The sequence below is a fragment of the Streptomyces sp. NPDC101219 genome (assembly GCF_044767675.1).
Taxonomy (GTDB): Bacteria; Actinomycetota; Actinomycetes; order Streptomycetales; family Streptomycetaceae; genus Streptomyces.
In genome coordinates, this window is record NZ_JBIWOK010000014.1 from 24,796 (window position 1) to 47,790 (window position 22,995).

20 protein-coding genes and 1 pseudogene are annotated in these 22,995 nt (G+C 73.1%); 11 read left to right on the top strand and 10 right to left on the bottom strand.

The features are described 5' to 3' along the window. Window positions 1-27 precede the first annotated feature (27 nt). Window positions 28-153, top strand: a complete 126-nt coding sequence (locus tag ACIRPP_RS25210; RefSeq protein WP_267889763.1) for an LPFR motif small protein — start codon at window positions 28-30, stop codon at window positions 151-153. 135 nt (window positions 154-288) lie between these two features. Beyond that, a complete protein-coding gene (locus ACIRPP_RS25215; protein WP_403646917.1) occupies window positions 289-2,661 on the top strand; it encodes a Tex family protein in 2,373 nt (790 codons plus the stop codon). A 67-nt stretch (window positions 2,662-2,728) separates the two neighbouring features. Here the strand turns inward: ACIRPP_RS25215 and ACIRPP_RS25220 are convergent, their stop codons facing one another. Further along, a complete protein-coding gene (locus ACIRPP_RS25220; RefSeq protein ID WP_403646920.1) occupies window positions 2,729-4,447 on the bottom strand; it encodes a BCCT family transporter in 1,719 nt (572 codons plus the stop codon). Between the two features lie 182 nt (window positions 4,448-4,629). On the opposite strand from ACIRPP_RS25220, the gene ACIRPP_RS25225 reads away from it, so the two are divergent. Continuing rightward, window positions 4,630-5,370, top strand: a complete 741-nt coding sequence (locus tag ACIRPP_RS25225) for a MerR family transcriptional regulator (RefSeq protein ID WP_403646922.1) — start codon at window positions 4,630-4,632, stop codon at window positions 5,368-5,370. A gap of 82 nt (window positions 5,371-5,452) precedes the next feature. On the opposite strand, the gene ACIRPP_RS25230 is transcribed toward ACIRPP_RS25225, so the two are convergent. The 4 genes from ACIRPP_RS25230 to ACIRPP_RS25245 form a co-directional block, all read right to left on the bottom strand. Beyond that, on the bottom strand, window positions 5,453-7,630 hold the full coding sequence (locus ACIRPP_RS25230; RefSeq protein ID WP_403646924.1) for a 3-hydroxyacyl-CoA dehydrogenase NAD-binding domain-containing protein: 2,178 nt from the start codon (window positions 7,628-7,630) through the stop codon (window positions 5,453-5,455). 47 nt (window positions 7,631-7,677) lie between these two features. Then, complete coding sequence (locus ACIRPP_RS25235) at window positions 7,678-8,892, bottom strand: acetyl-CoA C-acetyltransferase (protein WP_403646927.1); 1,215 nt, start codon at window positions 8,890-8,892, stop codon at window positions 7,678-7,680. Window positions 8,893-8,903: 11 nt separating this feature from the next. Then, window positions 8,904-10,049, bottom strand: a complete 1,146-nt coding sequence (locus tag ACIRPP_RS25240; RefSeq protein WP_403646929.1) for a CaiB/BaiF CoA transferase family protein — start codon at window positions 10,047-10,049, stop codon at window positions 8,904-8,906. 128 nt (window positions 10,050-10,177) lie between these two features. Beyond that, entirely contained in the window at window positions 10,178-10,558 is a 381-nt protein-coding gene (locus ACIRPP_RS25245; protein WP_403646931.1) for an MmcQ/YjbR family DNA-binding protein, read from the bottom strand. Window positions 10,559-10,648: 90 nt separating this feature from the next. Here ACIRPP_RS25245 and ACIRPP_RS25250 point away from each other — a divergent pair, with 90 nt between their 5' ends. Then, the gene (locus ACIRPP_RS25250; RefSeq protein ID WP_403646934.1) at window positions 10,649-11,827 is read left to right on the top strand and encodes a saccharopine dehydrogenase family protein; all 1,179 of its coding nucleotides are present in this window, start codon (window positions 10,649-10,651) and stop codon (window positions 11,825-11,827) included. Window positions 11,828-11,876: 49 nt separating this feature from the next. On the opposite strand, the gene ACIRPP_RS25255 is transcribed toward ACIRPP_RS25250, so the two are convergent. The 3 genes from ACIRPP_RS25255 to ACIRPP_RS25265 all read right to left on the bottom strand — a co-directional run bounded on the left by ACIRPP_RS25255 (window position 11,877) and on the right by ACIRPP_RS25265 (window position 13,829). Beyond that, window positions 11,877-12,599, bottom strand: coding sequence for a DsbA family protein (locus tag ACIRPP_RS25255; RefSeq protein WP_403646936.1), 723 nt, complete (start codon window positions 12,597-12,599; stop codon window positions 11,877-11,879). A gap of 110 nt (window positions 12,600-12,709) precedes the next feature. Next, window positions 12,710-13,411, bottom strand: coding sequence for an endonuclease V (locus tag ACIRPP_RS25260; protein WP_403646939.1), 702 nt, complete (start codon window positions 13,409-13,411; stop codon window positions 12,710-12,712). A gap of 94 nt (window positions 13,412-13,505) precedes the next feature. Next, window positions 13,506-13,829 carry a plasmid stabilization protein gene (locus tag ACIRPP_RS25265; protein WP_403646942.1) on the bottom strand — a complete coding sequence of 108 codons (324 nt, stop codon included), beginning with the start codon at window positions 13,827-13,829 and terminating at the stop codon, window positions 13,506-13,508. Between the two features lie 264 nt (window positions 13,830-14,093). Between ACIRPP_RS25265 and ACIRPP_RS25270 the strand changes: the two genes are divergently transcribed. Next, window positions 14,094-14,510: an SsgA family sporulation/cell division regulator gene (locus tag ACIRPP_RS25270; RefSeq protein WP_403646945.1), complete on the top strand. Its 417-nt coding sequence runs from the start codon at window positions 14,094-14,096 to the stop codon at window positions 14,508-14,510. 100 nt (window positions 14,511-14,610) lie between these two features. Here the strand turns inward: ACIRPP_RS25270 and ACIRPP_RS25275 are convergent, their stop codons facing one another. Continuing rightward, window positions 14,611-15,285, bottom strand: coding sequence for a GPP34 family phosphoprotein (locus ACIRPP_RS25275; RefSeq protein WP_403646948.1), 675 nt, complete (start codon window positions 15,283-15,285; stop codon window positions 14,611-14,613). A gap of 324 nt (window positions 15,286-15,609) precedes the next feature. Between ACIRPP_RS25275 and ACIRPP_RS25280 the strand changes: the two genes are divergently transcribed. From ACIRPP_RS25280 to ACIRPP_RS25300, 5 genes are all read left to right on the top strand, one after another. After that, the gene (locus ACIRPP_RS25280; RefSeq protein ID WP_403646950.1) at window positions 15,610-17,235 is read left to right on the top strand and encodes an ABC-F family ATP-binding cassette domain-containing protein; all 1,626 of its coding nucleotides are present in this window, start codon (window positions 15,610-15,612) and stop codon (window positions 17,233-17,235) included. A 10-nt stretch (window positions 17,236-17,245) separates the two neighbouring features. Further along, window positions 17,246-19,552, top strand: a complete 2,307-nt coding sequence (locus ACIRPP_RS25285) for an ATP-binding cassette domain-containing protein (RefSeq protein ID WP_403646953.1) — start codon at window positions 17,246-17,248, stop codon at window positions 19,550-19,552. Between the two features lie 202 nt (window positions 19,553-19,754). Then, window positions 19,755-20,531 (top strand): dimethylargininase, encoded by a 777-nt coding sequence (ddaH, locus tag ACIRPP_RS25290; RefSeq protein WP_403646956.1) that lies wholly within the window; start codon window positions 19,755-19,757, stop codon window positions 20,529-20,531. Between the two features lie 236 nt (window positions 20,532-20,767). Further along, window positions 20,768-21,742, top strand: a complete 975-nt coding sequence (locus ACIRPP_RS25295; protein ID WP_164337560.1) for an acyl-ACP desaturase — start codon at window positions 20,768-20,770, stop codon at window positions 21,740-21,742. 139 nt (window positions 21,743-21,881) lie between these two features. Further along, a complete protein-coding gene (locus tag ACIRPP_RS25300) occupies window positions 21,882-22,133 on the top strand; it encodes a hypothetical protein (RefSeq protein WP_403646958.1) in 252 nt (83 codons plus the stop codon). Between the two features lie 55 nt (window positions 22,134-22,188). Here ACIRPP_RS25300 and ACIRPP_RS25305 read toward each other — a convergent pair whose 3' ends face one another. After that, window positions 22,189-22,434, bottom strand: coding sequence for a WhiB family transcriptional regulator (locus tag ACIRPP_RS25305; protein WP_403646961.1), 246 nt, complete (start codon window positions 22,432-22,434; stop codon window positions 22,189-22,191). 334 nt (window positions 22,435-22,768) lie between these two features. Between ACIRPP_RS25305 and ACIRPP_RS25310 the strand changes: the two are divergent. After that, window positions 22,769-22,978, top strand: a pseudogene (locus tag ACIRPP_RS25310) (SDR family oxidoreductase); the annotation flags it as partial. Between the last annotated feature and the right edge of the window lie 17 nt (window positions 22,979-22,995).

A 22,995-nucleotide genomic window follows, 5' to 3' on the forward strand; every position in this document is an offset into this window, starting at 1 on the left:
CCGTCGGGAGCACGAAAGGGGAATCCAGTGTTCCGAGCCATCGCAGACGTACTGCGCCAGATCGGCGGCGCCATCGCCACCGTCGTGACGCTGCCGTTCCGCGCTCTCGCCCGTCTCTTCGGCGGCGCGTCGAGCAGCACGCGGCGAGCCTGAGCCGGGGTCCCCGGGCGTGGGGCGGACACGCCGCTCCGCGCCGCCCGGGGACTCGGGGCTCCCTGCTCCCCCGCCTGTCCGTGCGGCCTGTCAGAATTGCCGCGCAAGCCGGAACGGATAAGGCGGTACGGGATCGTGACGACACCCCCCACAGGGTCCATCGAAGGCAGGATCGCCGAGGAGCTCGGCGTACGGGAGCGGCAGGTCAGAGCAGCGGTGGAGCTGCTCGACGGCGGTTCGACGGTGCCCTTCATCGCCCGCTACCGCAAGGAGGCCACCGAGATGCTCGACGACGCGCAGCTGCGCGCCGTCGAGGAGCGGCTGCGCTATCTGAGGGAACTGGAGGACCGGCGCACGGCGATCCTGGAGTCGGTGCGCGAGCAGGGCAAGCTGACCGAGGAGCTTCAGGCCCGCATCCGGGGCGCCGAGACCAAGGCGCGCCTGGAGGACGTCTATCTGCCGTACAAGCCCAAGCGGCGTACCAAGGCCCAGATCGCCCGGGAGGCCGGCCTGGAGCCGCTGGCGGAGGGGCTGCTCGGCGACCCGGGCGTCGAACCGCTCGCCGCGGCCGCCGCGTTCGTCGACGCCGACAAGGGCGTCGCGGACCCGCAGGCCGCCCTGGACGGGGCGCGGGCGATCCTCACCGAGCGGTTCTCGGAGGACGCCGACCTGATCGGCGAGCTGCGCGAACGCATGTGGGTGCGCGGGCGGCTGGCCGCCAGGGTGCGGGAGGGCAAGGAGGAGGCGGGCGCCAAGTTCGCCGACTACTTCGACTTCGCCGAGCCGTTCACCGACCTGCCCTCGCACCGGATCCTGGCGATGCTGCGCGGCGAGAAGGAGGAGGTCCTCGACCTCGTCCTGGAGCCCGAGGAGCCCACGGACGGTCCGTCCTCCTACGAGGGCGTCGTGGCGCACCGGTTCGGCATCGCCGACCGGGGGCGCCCGGGCGACAAGTGGCTGCTGGACACGGTCCGCTGGGCCTGGCGCACCCGCATCCTGGTGCACCTCGGCATCGACATCCGGCTCCGGCTGCGCACGGCCGCCGAGGACGAGGCGGTGCGCGTCTTCGCGGCCAACCTGCGCGACCTGCTGCTGGCCGCCCCGGCGGGCACGCGGGCGACTATCGGCCTGGACCCGGGATTCCGCACGGGTGTGAAGGTCGCCGTGGTCGACGCGACCGGCAAGGTCGTCGCCACCGATGTGATCCACCCGCACGTCCCGGCGAACCGGTGGGACGAGGCGATCGCCAGGCTGGCGCGGCTGTCGAAGGAGCACGCGGTCGAGCTGATCGCGATCGGCAACGGCACCGCCTCCCGCGAGACGGACAAGCTGGCCGGCGAACTCATCAGCAGGCACCCCGAGTTGAAGCTGACGAAGGTGATGGTGTCGGAGGCCGGGGCGTCGGTGTACTCCGCCTCCGCCTTCGCCTCGCAGGAACTGCCGGACATGGACGTGTCGTTGCGCGGCGCGGTGTCGATCGCGCGGCGGCTCCAGGACCCGCTGGCCGAGCTGGTGAAGATCGACCCGAAGTCGATCGGCGTCGGCCAGTACCAGCACGACCTGTCCGAGGTGAAGCTGTCGCGTTCGCTGGACGCGGTCGTCGAGGACTGCGTGAACGGCGTGGGGGTGGACGTCAACACGGCGTCGGCCCCGCTGCTCGCCCGGGTCTCCGGCATCACGTCCGGGCTCGCCGAGAACATCGTGGCCCACCGGGACGGAAACGGCCCGTTCCGTTCACGCGGTGAGCTGAAGAAGGTGCCGCGGCTGGGCCCCAAGGCCTACGAGCAGTGCGCGGGCTTCCTGCGGATCCGCGGCGGCGACGACCCGCTGGACGCCTCCAGCGTGCACCCCGAGGCCTACCCGGTGGTGCGGCGCATGGTGCGGTCCACCGGCCAGGAGGTGTCCTCCCTGGTGGGCAACACGGGGGTGCTGCGCTCGCTGCGCGCCGAGGACTTCGTGGACGAGACGTTCGGTCTGCCGACCGTCGGCGACATCCTGAAGGAGCTGGAGAAGCCGGGGCGCGACCCGCGTCCGGCGTTCCGGACGGCGGCGTTCAAGGAGGGCGTGGAGAAGATCTCCGACCTGTCCTCCGGGATGGTGCTGGAGGGCGTGGTGACCAATGTGGCCGCGTTCGGCGCCTTCGTGGACGTCGGGGTCCACCAGGACGGCCTGGTGCACGTCTCCGCGATGTCGAAGACGTTCGTCAAGGACCCGCGGGACGTGGTCAAGCCGGGCGACATCGTCAAGGTGAAGGTCCTCGACGTGGACATCCCGCGCAAGCGGATCTCGCTCACGCTGCGCCTCGACGACGAGGCGGCTCCCCAGGGGCAGCAGGGCGGTGGTGAGCGCCGGCAGCGCGGCGGGCGTCCGCCGCAGCAGCGCCAGGGCCGCCGTGGCGGCGGTGGCGGCGGTGGCGGCGGCCGTCAGGCGGCACCGCCCGCGAACAGCGCGATGGCCGACGCCCTGCGCCGCGCCGGTCTGGTCGACCCGAAGAAGGGCGGCCGCTGACCCCGCCGGACATGCTTCAGGGGACGGCATCCGTGCCGTCCCCTGAAGTCAGCGGTGTGTGCGGGGGTCAGTGCTTGCCGATGGGGTCCCCCTCCACATCGGTGCCGCGACCGGGCCCGATGCGCAGTTCGAACTCCCCGTCGTACTTCCGGTGGCCCTCGATGACGGCCAGGTCGACCGCCTCGGAGCCCATCTCGCCGCGCACGATGAGCGGGTCGCGGCGCAGGTCCCGCATGAGCGCCACGCACATGAAGATCATCACGATGACGAACGGTGCCGCCGCGAGGATCGTGAGGTTCTGCAGGCCGGTCAGCGCGTCGCCCTGGCCGCTGCCCACCAGCAGCATGATCGCGGCGACCGCGCCGGTGACCACACCCCAGAACACGACGACCAGGCGGCTCGGTTCGAGGGAGCCCTTCTGCGAGAGGGTGCCCATGACCACCGAGGCGGCGTCCGCGCCCGACACGAAGAAGATGCCGACGAGGATCATCACCAGCAGGCTGGCGGCCGTGGCGATGGGGAACTCGTTGAGGACGGCGAACAGCTGACCCTCGGGAGTGGCCTCCTCGCCGAGGCGGCCCTGCTCCTGGAGCTTCATCGCCGAACCGCCGAAGACGGCGAACCAGATCAGACTGACCGTGCTCGGCACCAGGATCACGCCGCCGACGAACTGCCGGATCGTACGGCCCCGGCTGATGCGGGCGATGAACATGCCGACGAAGGGCGTCCAGGAGATCCACCACGCCCAGTAGAAGACGGTCCAGCTGCCCAGCCAGCCCGCCACGCCCTCGCCGCCGCTCGCCTCGGTGCGGCCGGCCAGCTGCGGCAGCTCACCCAGGTACGAGAAGACGGACGTCGGGATCAGGTCGAGCACGATGATCGTGGGTCCGGCCGCGAACACGAACAGGGCGAGGACCAGGGCCAGCACCATGTTGGTGTTGGACAGCCACTGGATGCCCTTCTCCACTCCCGAGACGGCGGAGGCGACGAACGCGAGCGTCAGCACGGCGATGATGCTGACGAGCAGCCCGGTGCTGACCTTCTCCATCCAGCCGAGCTCCTGCACGCCCGAACCGATCTGCAGCGCGCCGAGGCCCAGGGAGGCCGCCGAGCCGAAGATCGTGGCGATGATGGCGAGCATGTCGATGACCCGGCCGCCGATGCCGTTCGAGGCCTTCTCCCCGATCAGCGGCGTGAACACGGCGCTGATGGTCTGCCGGCGGCGCCGGCGGAAGGTGCTGTAGGCGATGGCGAGACCGACCACGGCGTAGATCGCCCAGGGGTGGAGCGTCCAGTGGAACAGCGTGGTCGCCATGGCGACTTCCATGCGCTGCCCGGAGTCGGCCGGGTCGGTGCCCGGCGGGGGGTCCACGTAGTGCGCCAGCGGTTCGCTGACGCCGTAGAACATCAGGCCGATGCCCATGCCGGCGCTGAACATCATGGCGACCCAGGAGACGGTGCGGAACTCGGGCTCCTCGCCCTCCGCGCCGAGGTGGATCTTGCCGTACCGGCTGGCGGCGAGCCACAGGGCGAACACCACGAAACCGGAGGCGGCGAGCATGAAGGCCCAGCCGCCGTTGTGCATCAGCCCGCTGAGCGCGCTGGCGGAGACGTCCTCGAGCGAGTCGGTCCAGACGGCTCCCCAGAGGACGAACGCGAGGGTGAGCACCGCCGTGACCCCGAACACGACCCGGTCGGTCTGTGGTCGCCCCCGGCCCGGCAGTCCCGCTTCCGAGCCCGGCAGCGGACCCGCCGTCTCCTTGTCCTTGCCTTGGTCCTGCGTCACAGGCGGCACCTTTCATCGAGCCGATGCAGCAGCGTATGCCCTTCCCGACATGCCCCTACCACGCCAGACGCGATATTCACCTCCTCCACAGCACGCTTCGGTCTCACTCCGGGCACGGTCGTCACCCGGCCGTGGTGCGGGTGAGGTGCCCGGGGACGCGTGGGGCGGCGATACTGCTGCCCATGACGACCGACACCGAGGGGTCCCACAGGCGTACCGGAGCGGCTCCGGGCCAGGACGGGGAGGAACCGGCGCTGACGGTCGGCGAACTGGCGGCGCGGGCGGGCGTCACCGTGCGCACGGTCCGCTTCTACGGCACCCGGGGCCTGCTGCCGCCGCCCGCGCTCGGGCCCCGGCGGGTCGGCCGGTACGGCGGGGAGCACCTGGCGCGGCTGGCGCTCATCGAGGAGCTGCAGCGCCAGGGCATGACCCTGGCGGCCATCGAGCGGTATCTGAGCCGGCTGCCCGCGGACCTGACCGTGCGGGAGCTGGCCCTGCAGCGGGCGGTGGTGGCCTCCTGGGCGCCGGACACGGTGGAGACGGTCCCCCGCGCGGAGCTCGAACGCCGGGCGGGGCGCGAGCTGTCCGAGGAGGACCTGCGCCGGCTCGCGGCGGTCGGCGTGGCCGAACCGGACGGCGACGCCTTCCGGGTGGACACCGGGCTGCTGCGGCTGGGGGTCGAGCTGCTGGACGTGCCGCTGGCGCAGGAGACGGTCCGGGCGGCCCGCGCCGTGCTGGTGGAGCACTCCCGCGCCGCCGCCCGCGCGTTGTCCCAGTTGCTGCGCGACGCGGTGGCGGAGCGGGACGCGCGGGACGTGCGGTCCCTGTCCGCGCACATGCATCCGCTCGTGGTGCAGGCCCTGCTCACCTCCTTCCAGCGGTCCCTGCGCGAGGAACTGCGGGAGTGGCTCGACGAGCAGTGACACCCGCGCGGGCGGCGGCGCCGGCCGCCCGCCCGTACGGCCCCGCTCCGGCGGACACCGGGGCGGGGCCGTGATCCGTGGCTCAGCGGGCGTCGGTGAACACCTCGCCCCGCTCGGCCTTCTCCACCAGCAGCGCGGGCGGCGTGAAGCGCTCCCCGTAGCGGTCGGCGAGTTCACGGGCACGGGCCACGAAGCCGGGCAGGCCCCCCTCGTAGCCGTTGATGTACTGCAGCACGCCGCCGGTCCAGCCCGGGAAGCCGATGCCCAGTATGGAACCGATGTTGGCGTCCGCGACGGAGGTCAGCACGCCCTCCTCCAGGAGCCGCACGGTGTCCAGCGCCTCGGCGAAGAGCATGCGTTCCTGCATGTCGCGGAACGGGATCTCGTGTCCGGGGCGGGTGAAGTGCTCGCGCAGGCCCGGCCACAGGGCTCCGCGCCGGCCGTCCTCCCCGTACTCGTAGAAGCCGGCGCCGCCGCTGCGCCCGGTGCGGGCGAACTCGTCGACCATGCGGTCGATGACGGCCTCGGCGGGGTGCGGGGTCCAGGTGCCGCCCGCCTCCTCGACGGCCCGCCGGGACTCCTGCCGGATCCTGCGCGGCAGGGTGAGGGTCAGCTCGTCCACCAGGGACAGCACCTTGGCGGGGTAGCCGGCCTGCGCGGCGGCCTGCTCGACGGAGGCGGGTTCGACGCCCTCGCCGACCATGGCGACGCCCTCGTTGATGAAGTGGCCGATGACGCGGGAGGTGAAGAAGCCGCGGGAGTCGTTGACCACGATCGGCGTCTTGCGGATCTGGCGGACCAGGTCGAAGGCGCGGGCCAGCGCCTCCTCACCGGTGCGCTCGCCCTTGATGATCTCGACCAGTGGCATCTTGTCGACCGGCGAGAAGAAGTGCAGGCCGATGAAGTCGTCCTGGCGCTCGACTCCTTCGGCGAGGGCGGTGATGGGCAGGGTGGAGGTGTTGGAGCAGAGCAGGGCGTCGGGGGCGACGACGTCCTGGATCTCCTGGAACACCTTGTGCTTGAGCCCGGTGTCCTCGAAGACCGCCTCGATGACCGCGTCACAGCCGGCCAGGTCGGCCGCCTCGGCGGTGGGGGTGATGCGGGCGAGCAGCGCGTCCGCCTTCTCCCGGGTGGTGCGGCCCTTGGCGACGGCCTTCTCGCACAGCTGCTCCGAGTAGCCCTTGCCCTTGACGGCCGCCTCCGGGGAGACGTCCTTGAGTACCACGTCGATGCCCGCGCGGGCGCAGGAGTAGGCGATGCCGGCGCCCATCATGCCGGCGCCGAGGACGGCGACCCGCCGCACCTGGCGGGGCTCGATGCCGCGGGGGCGGTTGGCACCGGAGTTGACGGCCTGCAGGTCGAAGAAGAACGCCTGGATCATGTTCTTCGAGATCTGTCCGGCGGCCAGTTCGACGAGGTAGCGGGTCTCGATGACCTGGGCGGTCTCGAAGTCGACCTGGGCGCTCTCGACGGCCGCGGCGAGGATGTTGTGCGGGGCCGGGTAGGGGGCGCCGTTGGTCTGCTTGCGCAGAGTGGCGGGGAACGCGGGCAGGTTGGCGGCGAACTTCGGGTTCGACGGGGTGCCGCCGGGGATGCGGTGGCCGGGCCGGTCCCAGGGCTGGGCGGATTCGGGGTGGGCGTCGATGAAGGCCCGGGCCTTGGCGAGGAGTTCCTCGGGGGTCTCGGCGACGTCGTCGACCAGGCCGTTCTCCAGGGCGCGCCGGGGGCTGTACTGGGTGCCCTGGAGCAGCACCTTGAGCAGGGCGTCGGCGATGCCCAGCAGGCGCACGGTGCGGACGATGCCGCCGCCTCCGGGGAGCAGGCCGAGGGTGACCTCGGGGCAGCCGATCTTGGAGCCGGGGGTGTCGAGGGCGATGCGGTGGTGGCAGGCCAGGGCGAGCTCGTAACCGCCGCCGAGGGCCGCCCCGTTGATCGCCGCCACGACGGGCTTGCCGAGGGTCTCGATGCGGCGCAGTTGGCGCTTGATGGCCATGGAGCCGTCGAACATCTCCTGCGCCGTCTCGGGGGTGACCCGGATCAGGTCGCGCAGGTCGCCGCCGGCGAAGAAGGTCTTCTTGGCGGAGGTGAAGATGATGCCGCGGATGGAGTCCTTCTCGGCCTCCAGCCGGTCGGTGATCACGGCGAGGGAGTCGCGGAACGCCTGGTTCATGGTGTTCGCGGACTGGCCGGGGTCGTCGAGGACGAGGGTGACGACACCGCTGCGGTCCTGTTCCCAGCGGATGGTGGTGCTCTGGGTCATGAGGGGGTCTCCGGGTCTGCGTAGGAAGTCGCGTGCGGTCGCTGGGCTCAGAGGCGTTCGACGACGGTGGCGATGCCCATGCCGCCGCCGACGCACAGGGTGGCCAGGCCGTAGCGCTTGTCCTGGCGCTCCAGTTCGTCGATGAGGGTGCCGAGGATCATCGCGCCGGTGGCGCCGAGCGGGTGACCCAGTGCGATGGCGCCGCCGTTGACGTTGACCTTGTCCAGGGACAGGCCCATGTCCTTGACGAAGCGCAGCACGACCGCGGCGAACGCCTCGTTGATCTCGACGAGGTCGATGTCGTCGATGGTCAGCCCGGCCTTGGCGAGCGCCTTGCGGGTGGCGGGCGCGGGCCCGGTGAGCATGATGGTGGGCTCGGAGCCGGACACGGCGGCGGAGACGATCCGCGCGCGCGGGGTGAGCCCGGCCCGCTCCCCGGCCTCCTTGGAGCCGATGGCGACGAGGGCGGCGCCGTCGACGATGCCGGAGGAGTTGCCCGCGTGGTGGACGTGGTCGATCCGCTCCACCCAGTGGTACTTCTGCAGCGCCACCGCGTCGAAGCCGCCGAGTTCGCCGATGTCCGCGAAGGACGGCTTCAGCTTGGCGAGGGAGTCGGCGGTGGTGCCGGGGCGCAGGTGTTCGTCGTGGTCGAGGACGACGAGGCCGGCACGGTCCTTCACGGGGACGACGGACCGCTCGAAGCGGTTCTCCTTCCAGGCGGCGGCCGCGCGCTCCTGGGAGAGGGCCGCGTACTCGTCGACGTCGCGCCGGGAGAAGCCCTCGATGGTGGCGATCAGGTCGGCGCCGATGCCCTGGGGGACGAAGTTGACGGCGAGGTTGGTCATCGGGTCGTTGAACCAGGCGCCGCCGTCGGAGGCCATGGGCACCCGGGACATCGATTCGACGCCGCCCGCGAGGACCAGGTCCTCCCAGCCGGAGCGCACCTTGGCGGCGGCCAGGTTGACGGCCTCCAGGCCGGAGGCGCAGAAGCGGTTCTCCTGCACGCCCGCGACCGTGTCGGGCAGGCCGGCGGCGATGGCGGCGATCCGGGCGATGTCCGAGCCCTGGTCGCCGACCGGGCCGACGACGCCGAGGACGATGTCGTCGATCCCGGCGGGGTCCAGACCGGGGAAGCGGTCGCGGATCTCGTGGATGAGCCCGACGACCAGGTCGATGGGCTTGGTGCCGTGCAGGGCGCCGCTTGCCTTGCCGCGGCCGCGCGGGGTGCGGATCGCGTCGTAGACGTACGCTTCGGTGCTCACGAGGAGGCCTTTCACTGAGGGTTCGAGGGCGGGGTCAGCAGTCGGGGCACGTCCCAGTCGCGGGCCACGCCGTCGGTGTCGGCGCCCGGCCGGGCGGGCCCGGTGCGGACGGTGGTCGGGGTGGCGGAGAACCGCGGTGCGGGTGCGGGCTGGGTCCGGCCGCCGTGGTCGGTGAAGGTGCCGCGGGCGGCCAGGTGCGGGTGGTCCGGTGCCTCGGCGAGCGAGAGGACGGGGGCGACGCAGGCGTCCGAGCCCTCGAAGACGGCCGTCCACTCCTCGCGGGTTCGGGTCCGGAAGCGGTCGGCGACCTGTGTCCTGAGCGCCGGCCAGCGGCTGACGTCGGTGCGGGCCCCGGGCTGCTCCGCCAGGCCGAGCAGGCGCAGGAACTCGGCGTAGAACTGCGGTTCCAGCGCGCCCACGGCCATGTACCGGCCGTCGGCCGTCTCGTAGGTGCCGTAGTACGGGCAGCCGCCGTCGAGGAGGTTGGCGCCGCGCCGGTCCTGCCAGGCGCCGGCGGCCAGCATGCCGTGGATCATCGAGGACAGGTGGGCGGTGCCGTCCACGATGGCGGCGTCGACGACCTGGCCGGTGCCGGTGGCCCGCGCGTGGTGCAGGGCGGCGAGGACGCCGAGGGCCAGGTAGAGGGAGCCGCCCGCGTAGTCGCCGAGCAGGTTGGCCGGGGCGGGCGGGGGACGGTCGGGGTCGCCGATCATGCCGAGGGTGCCGGTGAGGGCGATGTAGGCGATGTCGTGGCCCGCGCGGTCGGCGAGGGGGCCGTGCTGGCCCCAGCCGGTCATCCGGCCGTAGACCAGCCGCGGATTGCGGGCGTGGCAGTCGGCGGGTCCGACGCCGAGGCGCTCGGCGACTCCGGGGCGGTAGCCCTCGATGAGGACGTCGGCGCGGGCGGCCAGGTCGAGGACGCGGCCGGGGCCGTCGGGAGCCTTCAGGTCGACGATCACGGAGCGCTTGTTGCGGTTGGTGACGTCGTGCTCCGGATCGATGCCGAGCGCGGGGCCGCCGGGGCGGTCCACGCGGACCACGTCGGCGCCCAGGTCGGCGAGGAGCATGGCGGCGAAGGGTCCGGGGCCGATGCCGGCCAGCTCGACCACGCGCACGCCGCTGAGCGGGCCGTGCCCCGGCGTCGTCGCCTCCGTCATCGAGCCCCCAGCAGTCCGTGACACGACCGATGTAACACCCGTGATGGTAAGAACACGTTCCACCCCGCACAAGGGTGGGCGAGCAAGCGCTTAGACACTCTACGCCGGGGGGTGTGCCCGCGTGCCGCTCAGGCGTCGTCCAGCCGCGCCGCCAGGCGCTTCGGCGCGACCGTGCGGTAGCTCTCCTCCACCCAGTCGCAGAGCACCTCCGCGGACGGGGCGCCCTGCGGCTCCAACGGCACCCGGACCCAGCCGGACCGGCCCAGGCCATACCCGGCGGGCTCGGCGCCGGGGCAGGTCAGGGCGTGGGCGTGCGCCGTCTCGTCCGTCAGCTTCACCGTCACCCCGAAGGGATAGCTGCCGTCGTTCATCCCGAGGAAGACGAACACCTTCTTGTTGACCTTGGCGACGCTCTCCCCCCAGGGGTGCTCCTCGGTGGCCTCCGGCAGGCCGAGGGCGTACGCGCGCACTTTTTCCCACTTCTTCAGGTCGTTCCTGGGCACGGCCATCGGCTTCCTCCGGGCTCGTCGTCGGGCTCCGCGTCTCACACGCTAGCCTCGGCCACCGACAGCGGCGCGGCTGCACGACCAAGGGGTGTCATGAGCAGGCTGGACAGGACCGACCGTCCGTACGACATCGTGCTCTTCGGAGCCACCGGCTTCGTCGGGCGGCTCACCGCGGAGTACCTCGCCGCCCACGCCCCCGAAGGGCTGCGCTGGGCCGTCGCCGGCCGCAGCACACAGAAGCTGGAACGCCTGCGGGACACGCTGCCGGGCGCCGCCGGGATCGGCGTGCTGCGGGCGGACGTGTCGGAGCCGGCGACCCTGCGCGCCCTCGCCGAGCAGGCCCGCGTGGTGGCGACCACGGTCGGTCCCTACGTGCACTACGGCGAGGAACTCGTCGCCGCCTGCGCCGACCTGGGCACGGACTACCTCGATCTGACCGGTGAGCCGGAGTTCGTGGACCTCATGTACGTGCGGTACGACACCCGCGCGAGGGAGACCGGGGCGCGGCTCGTGCACGCGTGCGGCTTCGACTCCGTGCCGCACGACCTGGGGGCCTACTACACCGTGCGCCGCCTGCCCCGCGGGGTGCCGCTGACCGTGGACGGCTACGTACGGGCCGACGCGGCCTTCTCCGGCGGCACCTTCGCCTCGGCCCTCAACCAGATGGCACGGCACCGGCAACTGCGCGCGGCGGCACGGGACCGGCGGCGCCACGAACCGCGGCTGGTGGACCGCCGGGTGTCCGCCCCCGCCGGCGGGCCCCGCTACGCCCCCGAGGTGGACGCGTGGGCGCTGCCGCTGCCCACCATCGACGCGCAGATCGTCCGCCGGTCGGCCAAGGCCCTCGACGTGTACGGGCCCGACTTCCGCTACCGGCACTACGCGGCGGTGCGGCACCTGCCCGTCGCGCTGGGCGGGGCCGCGGCGGTCGGCGCGCTGGCCGCGGCGGCCCAGGTGGGCCCGGTGCGGCGGCTGCTGTCCGGCCGGCTGAAGCCGGGCGACGGGCCGAGCGCGCAGAAGCGGGCCCGCAGCTGGTTCACCGTCCGCTTCGTGGGTGAGGGCGGCGGACAGCGGGTCTACACCGAGGTCTCGGGCGGCGACCCGGGCTACGACGAGACGGCGAAGATGCTCGCCGAGGGCGCGCTCTGTCTGGCCCTCGACGACCTGCCGCCCGTCTCGGGGCAGGTCACGACGGCGGTGGCCATGGGCGACGCGCTGATCGAGCGCCTGGACGCGGCGGGCATCCGCTTCCGCGTCGCCGCCACGCGCTGAACGGGCCGGGGCGGGCGGCTCCGGCCCGCCCCGCCCCCGCGCGGAAGGATCAGAGCACGCTGTCCTGCCAGCCCGCCGGGTCCCTGCCGATCTGCCGCAGCAGTTCACCGAAGACCTCTTCGTCGTACAGGACACCGCGCAGGGAGACCCGCTTGTCGTCGATGAACGCCGTCGGGGTGCCCGGGCCGTTGGGCTCGTGCGCTCCCCCGGCCCGTTCGTAGGCCCGTTCCGACGCGGTGACGAAGGAGCGGTGCTTCATGGACGTGACCGCGGCGTCGAACGTGGGACCGCGCAGGCCCGGAACCTTCTCCGCCAGTTCCAGCAGGCGGGCGTCGGTGTACTCCTCGGCGCCCTCCTCGGGCTGCTCGGCGTAGAGCACCGCGTGGTACTCCACGAAGCGGCTCTCGTCGAGCGCGGCCCGCAGCGCGTTGACCGCCTTCTTCGAGCCGTCGCCGCCGTGGCTGTCGTCCAGGAAGGAAGCGAAGACGTACTCGGCCCGCACCCGGCGTTCCAGGACCGCCTCGCTCAGGGCGGGCCCCCCGCCGGCCACCTCGAACTCCCGGCAGCCCGGACACCGCGGATCCTCGTAGACGCGGACGACCGTCGGCGCGCGGGGGTCGCCGACCTGGATGGTGGTGCCGTCGCCGCCGAGCCTCTCCGGCACCTGCCCGGCGCTCGCGTACGGCTTGTCCGAGCCCGTCTGCGAACCCGTGGAACGGTCCGGCCGTTCACCGCAGCCCGCCAGCACCAGCACCGCGGCGGCGCATGCCACAGCCGCCCGCATTCCCCCACGCACCATGCGTCGTCCCCTCCCCGGTAGCACCGCGACCCTAGATCCTCCCGCCGGGCCGCCGCGCACCCGGGTCGTCGCCGGCCGGAGCGCTACGCCCCGGAGGACTCGCGTGCTCCGGCCAGCGCCCGCCGGCACAGTGCGTCGGCCCGGCGGGTGGTCTCCGGGAGGCGGTGGGCGGGGGTCAGCGCGAGGATGTGGGCGCAGGCGTTGCCGAGGTCCACGCGGTGGCCGACCGAGACATAGACCGGTTTGACGCCGTCCCGCGTGCGCAGGGCCCGGCCGACCTCCTCGGCGCCGTCGAGCAGCGGGGCCGAGCTGCCCCGTGCGGTGCCCGGGACGCTGTGGGTGAAGGTGAACGGGTTCTTCGCGACGCCGATGGTGGGCAATCCGGTCAGCACGCCGAGGTGGCTGGCGAGGCCGAAGCGGCGGGGGTGGGCGAGCCCGTAGCCGTCGCAGACGACGAGGCCGGGCGGGCACGGCAGGGCGTCGAGGGCGGCGAGGACCGCGGGGATCTCACGGAAGGCCAGCAGGCCCGGGACGTACGGGAAGGAGATCCGGCCGACGGCCGTGGCCTCGGCCACGACGTCGAGGGTGCCGGCGTCCAGGACGACGGCCGCCGCGGCGACCATGTCGCGGGCGTCGTCGTAGGCCACGTCGACCCCGGTGACCCGGCCGGTGCCGGGCGGCGGGCCCGGCTCGTCGCGCACCACCCGCGCGCGCAGCCGGTCCTGGACCGCCCGCGCCTCGTCCTCGGTCGTCGGCCAGTGGGGCGGGAGGTGAACCGTCGTCATGGTGGGCGTCAGCCTAGAGGGTGTCGGTCGGACACCACCGGGGAGGCCGCACCCGGCCGGGGCGCCGGGTGCGTCCGTCGCCCCGGCCCGCGGCTCACTTGCCGAGGGCCCGCTGCAGCTGGCTCTTGTTCATGCTGGAGCGGCCGTCCACGTTGCGGCGCTTGGCCTCCTCGTACAGCTGGTCGTAGGTGGGCCCCTGGGAGCCCTTTCCGGACCGCCGGCCGCCCCGCTCCCCGGACGACATGTCCTGGGTCGAGGTGCGGCTGGCGGTCTTGGACTCGCCGGAGCGGGCGCGTTCCTTGTTCACGGTCCGCGCGGCGATCTCCTTGGCGCGGCCGGCGCTCTCGCCCCGGTCCTTCGCGCTCTCCTTGATGTGCTCGTACTGACGCTCCCGCTTGGGGCTGGAACCGCGTGGCATGTCCGCTCCCTCCGTGTCGTGTTCGGGCCACGGGTACCCCGCCCCGCCGGACTCAGCGCCCCGACCGCGTTTCGTGCCGCGGGGCCCGCGCGGGCGGGTGTTCCGGGGCCCGCCGGGCGAGAGGCCCGTCACTCGGGTGCATGAAGGCGGTGACAGAGGTCACTCGCAACGGGTGTGCACGGATTGGCTGATTCCGTCGTCTCTTCCAGTAGCCGGCCCGATCCGCCCCGGAAGCCCGCCCAGCCGTCACGAGGGAGCAAGGCGTTGTCCACCGTCATCGAGCAACCCGTCGAGGCCCGTCTCGTCGCCGCCGCGCCGCGGATGCCGAACATCCCCGCCACGCTGCACTACGACCGGAGCGATCCGTTCGCCGTCCGGATGACCTTCCCGGCCCCCGCCACCCTCGAAGGCGTCGAGGTGTGCTGGACGTTCGCCCGTGAGCTGCTCGCCGCGGGTCTCCAGGGTCCCGAGGGCCACGGGGACGTCCGGGTGCGGCCCTACGGGTACGACCGCACCGTGCTGGAGTTCCACGCCCCGGAGGGCACCGCCGTGGTGCACGTGCGCTCGGGTGAGGTGCGCCGGTTCCTTCAGGCCACGAGCGAACTCGTGCCGAGCGGCCGGGAGCACCTGCAGCTCGACCTGGACCACGGCCTCGCGGAACTGATGCGCGACGCCTGCTGAGCGGCACCGCCCGGCGGGGCATGGCCGCAGGGTGGAGCCAGGGCCGCCGCCCGGGACGGCGGCGGTCCGGGCGGCGTGACGCGCCGCCGTGCCGTGCGCCTCAGGCGCCCGGCGCGAGTGAGGGTGCCGGGGCAGCAGGCACCGCCGTGCGCAGTCCGCGCACGATCTCCCGGAGCACCGGGACGGCGGGCCGCGGGGCCGGAGCGGCCAGCAGTTCCTCCACGCGCCGCTCGTGTCCGGCCCGGTCGTTCCCGGGGCGCAGGGTGCGCAGTCCGGCCACGGCGCCCAGGAGCGCGACGTCGGCCTCCGTTCGCGGGGTTCCGGCCACCGGCCGGGTCCCGTCGAGGAGGTCCCGGGCCTCCTCCTGCACGGCGGCGGCCCGGGCGACGCCGTCCAGGGCGTACTCGACCGAGGGGAACACCCCGAGCACCCGGCGCCGCCGGGCGGACAGCAGGCCCTCGGCGACCAGCTGCTCGCGCACCGCGTCGAAGGTGTGGCGGGCCCGCAGCGTGACCCAGGCGTGCCAGCGGTGCGGGCAGGACTCGCTGACCAGCTCCAGGAGCCCGTCGAGGACGGCGTCCCCGGTGCGGGAGTCCAGGTCGACGGGGGTGGCGATGCCGTCGTCGTCGGTCAGCAGGCCGAGCCGGGCGAGTTCGGTGAGGGCGCCGGCGCGGACCAGGGGCGGCAGGCGGGCCGGTTCGGCGACCACCCGCCGGTCGGTGTCCCAGGCCAGCAGGAACAGCCGGGCCGGCAGCGTGAGCGGGCCGTTGGGCACGGGGGCCTCCTCGGGGCGGATAGGTGGGGGAGCGCACCGGGCGTAATTCCGTTGACGGCGGTCCGCGGCCGCTCCTAACGTGTGGCACGGATCTGTTGCCGTCGAGGGGAGAGGGACGTTGCTCGTCTGAGGTTCTGGGACACCGCGTCACACCCGTGCGGGTGTGCGCTGCGTGCGACCTCGGCGTTCGAGCCGTCCCCGCGGAACAGGGTCTGTCCTCTGTGCCCTTCCTTCCTCCCCGGGTGTCCGGTGGTCCGGTCGTCGCCCCGCGGTGTCTCGATACGCGTGTGCCCCTGACCGGATCGAGCAACCGCGGAGACCCGTATGTCTTCTTCCCTCACTGTCACCTCACTGTCCTTCACCTGGCCCGACGGCACCCCCGTCTTCGACGGTCTGGACGTCGCCTTCGGCCCCGGCCGCACCGGGCTCGTCGGCGTCAACGGGTCCGGCAAGTCCACCCTGTTGAGACTGATCGCCGGGGAGCTGACCCCGGCCGACGGCACAATCCGGATCGCGGGCGAGGTGGGCCATCTGCCGCAGAACGTCACCCTCGACACCGCGCTCCGGGTGGACGAGGCCCTCGGCATCGCCGCGCGACGGGCGGCGCTGCACGCGATCGAGGCCGGCGACACGGCCGAGGAGCACTTCGAGACCGTCGGCGACGACTGGGACGTGGAGGAGCGCGCCCTGGCGACCCTGGGTGAGCTGGGCCTGGGCCACATCGGCCTGGACCGCACCGTCGGCGAGGTCTCCGGCGGCGAGTCGGTGCTGCTGCGCCTGGCCGCGCTGCTGCTGCGCCGGCCGGACGTGCTGCTGCTCGACGAGCCCACGAACAACCTGGACCTGTACGCCCGCGCACGGCTGTACGAGGCCGTCCGGAACTGGTCCGGCGTCATGGTCCTGGTCAGCCACGACCGCGAACTGCTGGAACACGTCGACCAGATCGCCGACCTGCGGTCCGGCCGGATCACCTGGTACGGCGGCAACCACTCCGCCTACCAGGAGGCTCTGGCCGTCGAGCAGGAGGCGGCCGAGCGGACGGTGCGCAACGCCGAGTCGGACGTGCGCAAGCAGAAACGCGAACTGGCCGACGCCCAGGTCAAACTAACCCGCCGCAAGCGGTACGGGCAGAAGATGTGGGACTCCAAGCGCGAGCCGAAGATCGTCATGGGCGCCCGCAAGCGCGCGGCGCAGGAGTCGGCGGGCAAGCACCGGATCCTGCACGAGGAGCGCCTCGCCGAGGCCAGGGAGCGCCTCGACGCGGCGGCGGAGGCGGTGCGGGACGACGACGAGATCCGCGTCGACCTGCCGTACACGGCCGTGCCGCCGGGGCGCACCGTGCTGACCCTGCGGGACCTGGAGCTCGCCCACGGCTCCCGGGTGAAGGGGGAGGTGCAGCTGCGCGGCCCGGAGCGGGTGGCGCTGATCGGCCGCAACGGGGCGGGCAAGACGACGCTGCTGCGCACGATCGCCGGGGAGCTGGAGCCGGTGGCGGGCGAGACGGCGGCACACGTCCCCCTGCGGTTCCTGCCGCAGCGTCTCGACGTCCTCGACGACGGGCTGACGGTCGCGCAGAACGTGGCGCGCTTCGCGCCGGAGGCCACCGACAACCGGATCCGGGCGCGGCTCGCCCGCTTCCTGTTCCGGGGCGGCCGGGCCGACCGGAAAGCGGCCACGCTGTCGGGCGGGGAGCGGTTCCGTGCCGCGCTGGCCGCGCTGATGCTGGCGGAGCCGGCGCCGCAGCTGCTGATGCTGGACGAGCCGACCAACAACCTGGACCTGGCCAGTGTCCGGCAGCTGACCACCGCGCTGGAGTCGTACGAGGGGGCGCTGATCGTGGCCAGTCACGACCTGCGGTTCCTTGAGTCGGCCGGCATCACGCGGTGGATGCTCATGGAGGGAGGAGAACTGCGGGAAATCACGCCGGAAGCTGTCGGGTATTCCGCCTAGCGTCCCGTGCATGAGCCTGAACAGCACATGCGACGGTTCCACCGGGCCCCGGACGGGCGGGGGCTTCCTCACGCTCACCGGGGCCCGGGAGAACAACCTCAAGGACGTGTCCCTCCGGATCCCCAAGGGCCGGCTGACCGTGTTCACCGGCGTCTCGGGATCGGGCAAGTCGTCGGTCGTCTTCGACACCATCGCGGTGGAGTCCCAGCGGCAGCTGAACGAGACGTACCCGTCGTTCGTCCGCAACCGTCTGCCGAAGTACGAGCGGCCGCACGCGGACGCCCTGGAGGACCTGACCCCCGCGATCGTCGTCGACCAGCGGCCGGTCGGCGGCCACTCCCGGTCGACGGTCGGCACCATGACGGACGTGTACGCGGTGATCCGGGTGCTGTTCTCCCGGCACGGCACACCGAGCGCCGGCCCGGCCACGGCGTACTCCTTCAACGATCCGGCGGGGATGTGTCCCCGGTGCGACGGGCTGGGCCGCACGGTGCGGCCCGACTGGGAGCGCATCGTCGACCGGGACCGCTCCCTGGCCGGGGGCGCGATCCGCTTCCCGCCGTTCGCCCCGGGGACCTGGCAGGGACAGGCGTACACCAACAGCGACGAGCTGGACCCGCACAAGCCGGTGCGCGAGTTCACGGCGGCCGAGCGGGACTTCCTGATGCGCGGACGGCCCGGCAGCAAGGTCACCGTGAACGGCACGGGCGGCACCTGGACCACCGAGTACGAGGGGCTCGCCGACCGGTTCGAACGCCTCTACCTCAAGCGGGACCTGGCGGCGATGAGCGCGCGGACCCGCGACACGGTCCGGCGGTTCCTGGCCGAGGGCAGCTGCCCGGCCTGCGGGGGCGCGCGGCTCAACGAGGCGGCGCTGGCGACCCGCGTGCAGGGGCTGTCCATCGCCGACTGCGCCCGCATGCAGGTCACCGACCTGATCACGGTGCTGCGCGGGATCGACGACCCGGTCGCCGCGCCGGTCGCGCGGGCCGCCGTCGCTGCTCTGGAGCGGATCGCCACGATCGGCCTCGGCTACCTCAGCCTGGACCGGGAGACGTCCAGCCTCTCCGGCGGCGAGGGCCAGCGGCTGAAGACGGTGCGGCACCTGGGATCCAGCCTGACCGGCCTGACCTACATCTTCGACGAGCCGACGGTCGGGCTGCATCCGCGCGACGTGCACCGCCTGGGCGAGCTGCTGCTGCGGCTGCGCGACAAGGGCAACACCGTGCTGGTCGTCGAGCACGACCCCGACGTGATCGCGCTGGCCGACCACGTCGTCGACATGGGGCCGGGCGCGGGGGCCGGGGGAGGCCGGGTGGTGTTCGAGGGGACGCCGAAGGCCCTGGCCGCCTCGGACACCGTCACCGGACGGTGCCTGGGGCAGCGTCCGGCGGTGAAGGAGGCCGTGCGGGAGCCGTCCGGCGCGCTGTGGGTCGAGAACGCCGGCCGGCACAACCTCCGCTCCGTCACCGTGCGCTTCCCCGCCGGGGTGCTGACCGCGGTCACCGGTGTCGCCGGGTCCGGCAAGAGCAGCCTGGTCGCCGAGCTGGCCGCGGCGCACGACGACGCCGTGGTGGTCGACCAGTCCTCGATCGGCATCTCGGCCCGGTCGACCCCGGCGACCTACCTGCAGATCATGGACACGGTGCGGCGGATCTTCGCCCGGGAGACGGGCCGGGAGGCGGGGCTGTTCAGCTTCAACTCGGCCGGGGCCTGCCCGGCCTGCGAGGGCCGGGGGGTCATCCAGACCGACCTGGCGTTCATGGACCCGGTGACCACGACCTGCCACGCCTGTGAGGGCCGGCGGTTCCGGGACGAGGTCCTCGCGCTCACCGTCGCCGGCCGCTCGGTCGCCGACGTGCTGGACATGACGGCCGACGAGGCGCTGGGCTTCTTCGACGACCCGGCCGTGACCCGCCGCCTGCGCGCCCTGCGCGACGTCGGACTCCCCTACCTCACGCTCGGCCAGCCGCTGTCCACGCTGTCCGGCGGGGAGCGCCAGCGGATCAAGCTGGCCACCCGGCTGCACCGCACCGGGGTCGTCTACCTCCTGGACGAGCCGACCACCGGGCTGCACATGGCGGACGTGGACGGTCTCGTCGCCCTCCTGGACCGGCTGGTCGACCGGGGCAACTCCGTCGTCGTGGTGGAGCACAACCTCGCCGTCGTCGCGCGCGCCGACTGGGTCGTGGACCTGGGTCCGGACGGGGGCCGGGACGGCGGCCGGGTGGTCTTCGAGGGGACGCCGGCACAACTCCTGCGCGCGAGCGGCACGTTCACCGGGGACCATCTGCGGCGGGCCGTCCGGGGGAGCTGACGCGCGGGCCCCCGGGTGCGCGGCGCGCGAGGGGCCGGGCCCCGCGCACCGGGTTACCGGTGGTACATCTCATCGCCGCCAGGGGTGGTCCTGTCCCGATTCGCCCTGCATGATGGTCCGCCGACGGCCGAGGGACTCCGCCCCTGCGCGGAGGTCCCCCGGCCCGCGGTCCCCTGCCCCGTCCGATTCGAAAGGCCCGCTCGTGTCCAGCAAGAAGGCCCTCGTCCGCCGCCCCGGTCCCCGGCTCGCCGAAGGGCTGGTCACGCACATCGAACGGGAGGCCGTGGACACCGGCCTCGCGGTGGAGCAGTGGGAGGCGTACACCGAGGCACTGCGCGCGCACGGCTGGGAGACGGTCGAGGTGGACCCGGCCGACGACTGCCCGGACGCCGTGTTCGTCGAGGACACCGTGGTGATGTTCCGCAACGTGGCGCTGATCGCCCGCCCCGGCGCCGAGTCGCGGCGCGCCGAGACCCCCGGGATCGAGGAGGCCGTCGCCGGGCTGGGCTGCTCCGTGAACTGGGTCTGGGAGCCGGGCACCCTGGACGGCGGCGACGTGCTGAAGATCGGCGACACGGTGTACGTGGGCCGCGGCGGGCGGACGAACGCGGCCGGGGTGCAGCAGCTGCGGGCCGCCTTCGAGCCGCTGGGTGCGCGCGTGGTGGCCGTGCCGGTGAGCCGGGCGCTGCACCTGAAGTCGGCGGTCACCGCGCTGCCGGACGGCACGGTCGTCGGACACGTCCCGACCGTCGACACGCCTTCGCTGTTCCCCCGCTTCCTGCCGGTGCCGGAGCCGTCCGGGGCACACGTCGTACTCCTCGGCGGCGACCGGCTGCTGATGGCGGCGAGCGCCCCGAAGACCGCCGAGTTGTACGCGGACCTCGGCTACGAGCCGGTCCTGGTGGACATCGGCGAGTTCGAGAAGCTGGAGGGCTGCGTGACGTGCCTGTCGGTCCGGCTGCGGGAGCTGTACGCCTGAGCAGGCGCCGCGAAGGGGCCGAAGGGGCCGCATGGCCCGCCCGGCCGGGGGAACCCGGCGCGGGGCCGCCGTGGCGCCGGGGGACCGCGCGGAGGCCGTGCCCCGCTTCTGATCAGGAGGCTTTACGGCACCCTTAACCTACGGTTTCGTAACCTACGGATTCGTAGCCTACGATGCCGTAGGTTCCGGCACCGCTCGCCGGACCCGGTCCCTTCCCCGTCCCCCATGGAGTTCCCGTGACGCTTACTTCTCCCCACCTCGCCAGTTCGACCGGCTGGACGGACGCTCGGCTGCTGTACGCCCTGGAGGAAGTGGTCGAGAAGGAACTCAACCGGCATCTGAAGGTCGCCAAGGACTGGATGCCGCACGAGTACGTCCCGTTCAGCGACGCCCGGAACTTCCCCGGCTTCTTCGAGGACGGCGAAGCCTGGGACAAGGAGCAGTCCAAGGTCACCGACGTCGGCCGCATCGCCCTGGTGGTGAACCTGCTGACCGAGGACAACCTCCCCAGCTACCACCACGAGATCGCCACCCTGTTCGGCCGGGACGGCGCCTGGGGCACCTGGGTGCACCGCTGGACGGCGGAGGAGGGCCGCCACGGCATCGTCATGCGCGACTACCTGCTCGCCTCCCGGGCGGTGGACCCGGACCAGCTGGAGCAGTTCCGCATGGCCCACATGAGCGAGGGCTTCGAGTCGGACAACCGGCACTCGATGCTGCACTCGGTCGCCTACGTGTCCTTCCAGGAACTGGCCACCCGCATCTCCCACCGCAACACCGGCCACCAGTCGGGGGACCCGGTCTGCGACCGCATGCTGGCGCGCATCGCGACCGACGAGAACCTCCACATGGTCTTCTACCGCAACCTGCTCGCGGCCGCCTTCGAGATCGCCCCCGACCTGACCATGATGGCGGTGCGGGACGTGGTCGTGAACTTCCGCATGCCCGGTCACGGCATCCCCGGCTTCGAGCGGGCCGCCGCGCAGATGGCGATCGGCGAGGTCTACAACCTGCGCATCCACCACGACGACGTCCTGCAGCCGGTGCTGCGCTTCCTGAAGGTCATGGAGATCGACGGTCTCGGCCCGGAGGGCCTGAAGGCCCAGGAGGAGCTGGGCCTGTTCATGAACGGCCTGGACGACGAGGCCCGCAAGTTCGACGAGAAGCTCGCCGCCCGCAAGGCCCGCATGGCGGCCCGCGCCGCGGGCTGACCACCGCCCGCAGCGGCTGGGAGCCTGGCTCGGCAGCGAGCACACGGCCGGCCGGCCGTGATCGACAGGATCGGCGCGCCCGTCGTGCCGGCGCCCACGCGGGGTTGTCGCTTGTCGACCCGGCTCCCAGCCTGACGGCATGCTGGGAAACGGGCACTTCTGGGCCTTCCTGGCCGTGGTCGCTGTGCTGATCGCCGTGCCGGGCCCGAGCGTGGTGTTCGTGGTCGCCGCTGTCGCTCTGGTGTCCGACTCGGTCCGGGGGCTCCCCTCCGGGACGGCGAGCGGCTGGTTCCGCGGGTCGCCCCGCCGTCTGTCCGCGATCGGTGCGGCGTCCGGGACGGTGATGGTAGGCCCCGGCGTCCGTCCGGCCCTCGCCAGGAACGACGTGTGACCACGCAGGGGATACACGAGACGGTGCGGGTGTCCCCGGTGACCGAGACCGGCTCCTAGCGGGACGTGCGGCGCAGCGCCAGCCGTTCCTTCTCCGACAGCCCGCCCCACACCCCGAAGCGCATGTCGTGCGTCAGGGCGTACTCGAGGCAGGTGTCCCGGATGGGACACATCCCGCAGATCCGCTTGGCGTCGCGAACCGAGCTGCCGGGTTCGGGGAAGAAGAAGTCTCCCCCGGTCTGTGCGCACAGCGCCTCCTCCTGCCAGGTGAGGTCGGGCGCCGGGAATGTTTCGGTGTGCATGGCCAGAAGCGTTCCGCACGGCGCGAAACGTCCGCTCAACGCCGGATCAACGCCCCCGGACGCGGGGCACCTGTGCGGCCGGCTCCAGTGGGGTGACGCCGGCCGGGCCGTCGGGTGCGGGCCGTTCCGTCGCGGGGGCCGGACCGGACACAATCCGCCGGGTGCTGCCCGTCGGACCCGCCCGGGGCGGGTGGTCCGGGTCGATCGTGGCCTCGGCGCGCCCGGGAAGCACGGCGGCGCGCGGGGCGGTTCCCGCGGGTCCGGGCGGACCGGCGGGCGGCGGACCTTCTCCCCGGCCGCCCGGGTGGCGTGCCCGGGGCCACGGCCGCATCGCCGGATCGACACCGACCGGGTCCGGGAGCTGGACGCCCTGTCCGCCGACCCGGAGGCCACTTGCGGGGCCGCCGAGTCCCCCATCCCCCTGCGCCGCTACGGCGCCCAGGAGGAGTCCGGCCGCACCGCGGCGTTCCTGTTGTCGCCCGCGGCGTCCTGCCTGTCGGGCGTGATGCTGCCGGTGGAGGGCGGAGTACGGCACGGGTTCTGACCCGCGGGGTGGCAGAC

Excerpts from the sequence above, each read along its gene's own strand:
- ACIRPP_RS25225 (WP_403646922.1), top strand. The coding sequence starts at position 4,630 with ATGACGACCGACACCGAGGGGTCCCACAGGCGTACCGGAGCGGCTCCG.
- ACIRPP_RS25230 (WP_403646924.1), bottom strand. The coding sequence starts at position 7,630 with ATGACCCAGAGCACCACCATCCGCTGGGAACAGGACCGCAGCGGTGTC.
- ACIRPP_RS25240 (WP_403646929.1), bottom strand. The coding sequence starts at position 10,049 with ATGACGGAGGCGACGACGCCGGGGCACGGCCCGCTCAGCGGCGTGCGC.
- ACIRPP_RS25245 (WP_403646931.1), bottom strand. The coding sequence starts at position 10,558 with ATGGCCGTGCCCAGGAACGACCTGAAGAAGTGGGAAAAAGTGCGCGCG.
- ACIRPP_RS25250 (WP_403646934.1), top strand. The coding sequence starts at position 10,649 with ATGAGCAGGCTGGACAGGACCGACCGTCCGTACGACATCGTGCTCTTC.
- ACIRPP_RS25260 (WP_403646939.1), bottom strand. The coding sequence starts at position 13,411 with ATGACGACGGTTCACCTCCCGCCCCACTGGCCGACGACCGAGGACGAG.
- ACIRPP_RS25265 (WP_403646942.1), bottom strand. The coding sequence starts at position 13,829 with ATGCCACGCGGTTCCAGCCCCAAGCGGGAGCGTCAGTACGAGCACATC.
- ACIRPP_RS25280 (WP_403646950.1), top strand. The coding sequence starts at position 15,610 with ATGTCTTCTTCCCTCACTGTCACCTCACTGTCCTTCACCTGGCCCGAC.
- ACIRPP_RS25285 (WP_403646953.1), top strand. The coding sequence starts at position 17,246 with ATGAGCCTGAACAGCACATGCGACGGTTCCACCGGGCCCCGGACGGGC.
- ACIRPP_RS25300 (WP_403646958.1), top strand. The coding sequence starts at position 21,882 with ATGCTGGGAAACGGGCACTTCTGGGCCTTCCTGGCCGTGGTCGCTGTG.
- ACIRPP_RS25305 (WP_403646961.1), bottom strand. The coding sequence starts at position 22,434 with ATGCACACCGAAACATTCCCGGCGCCCGACCTCACCTGGCAGGAGGAG.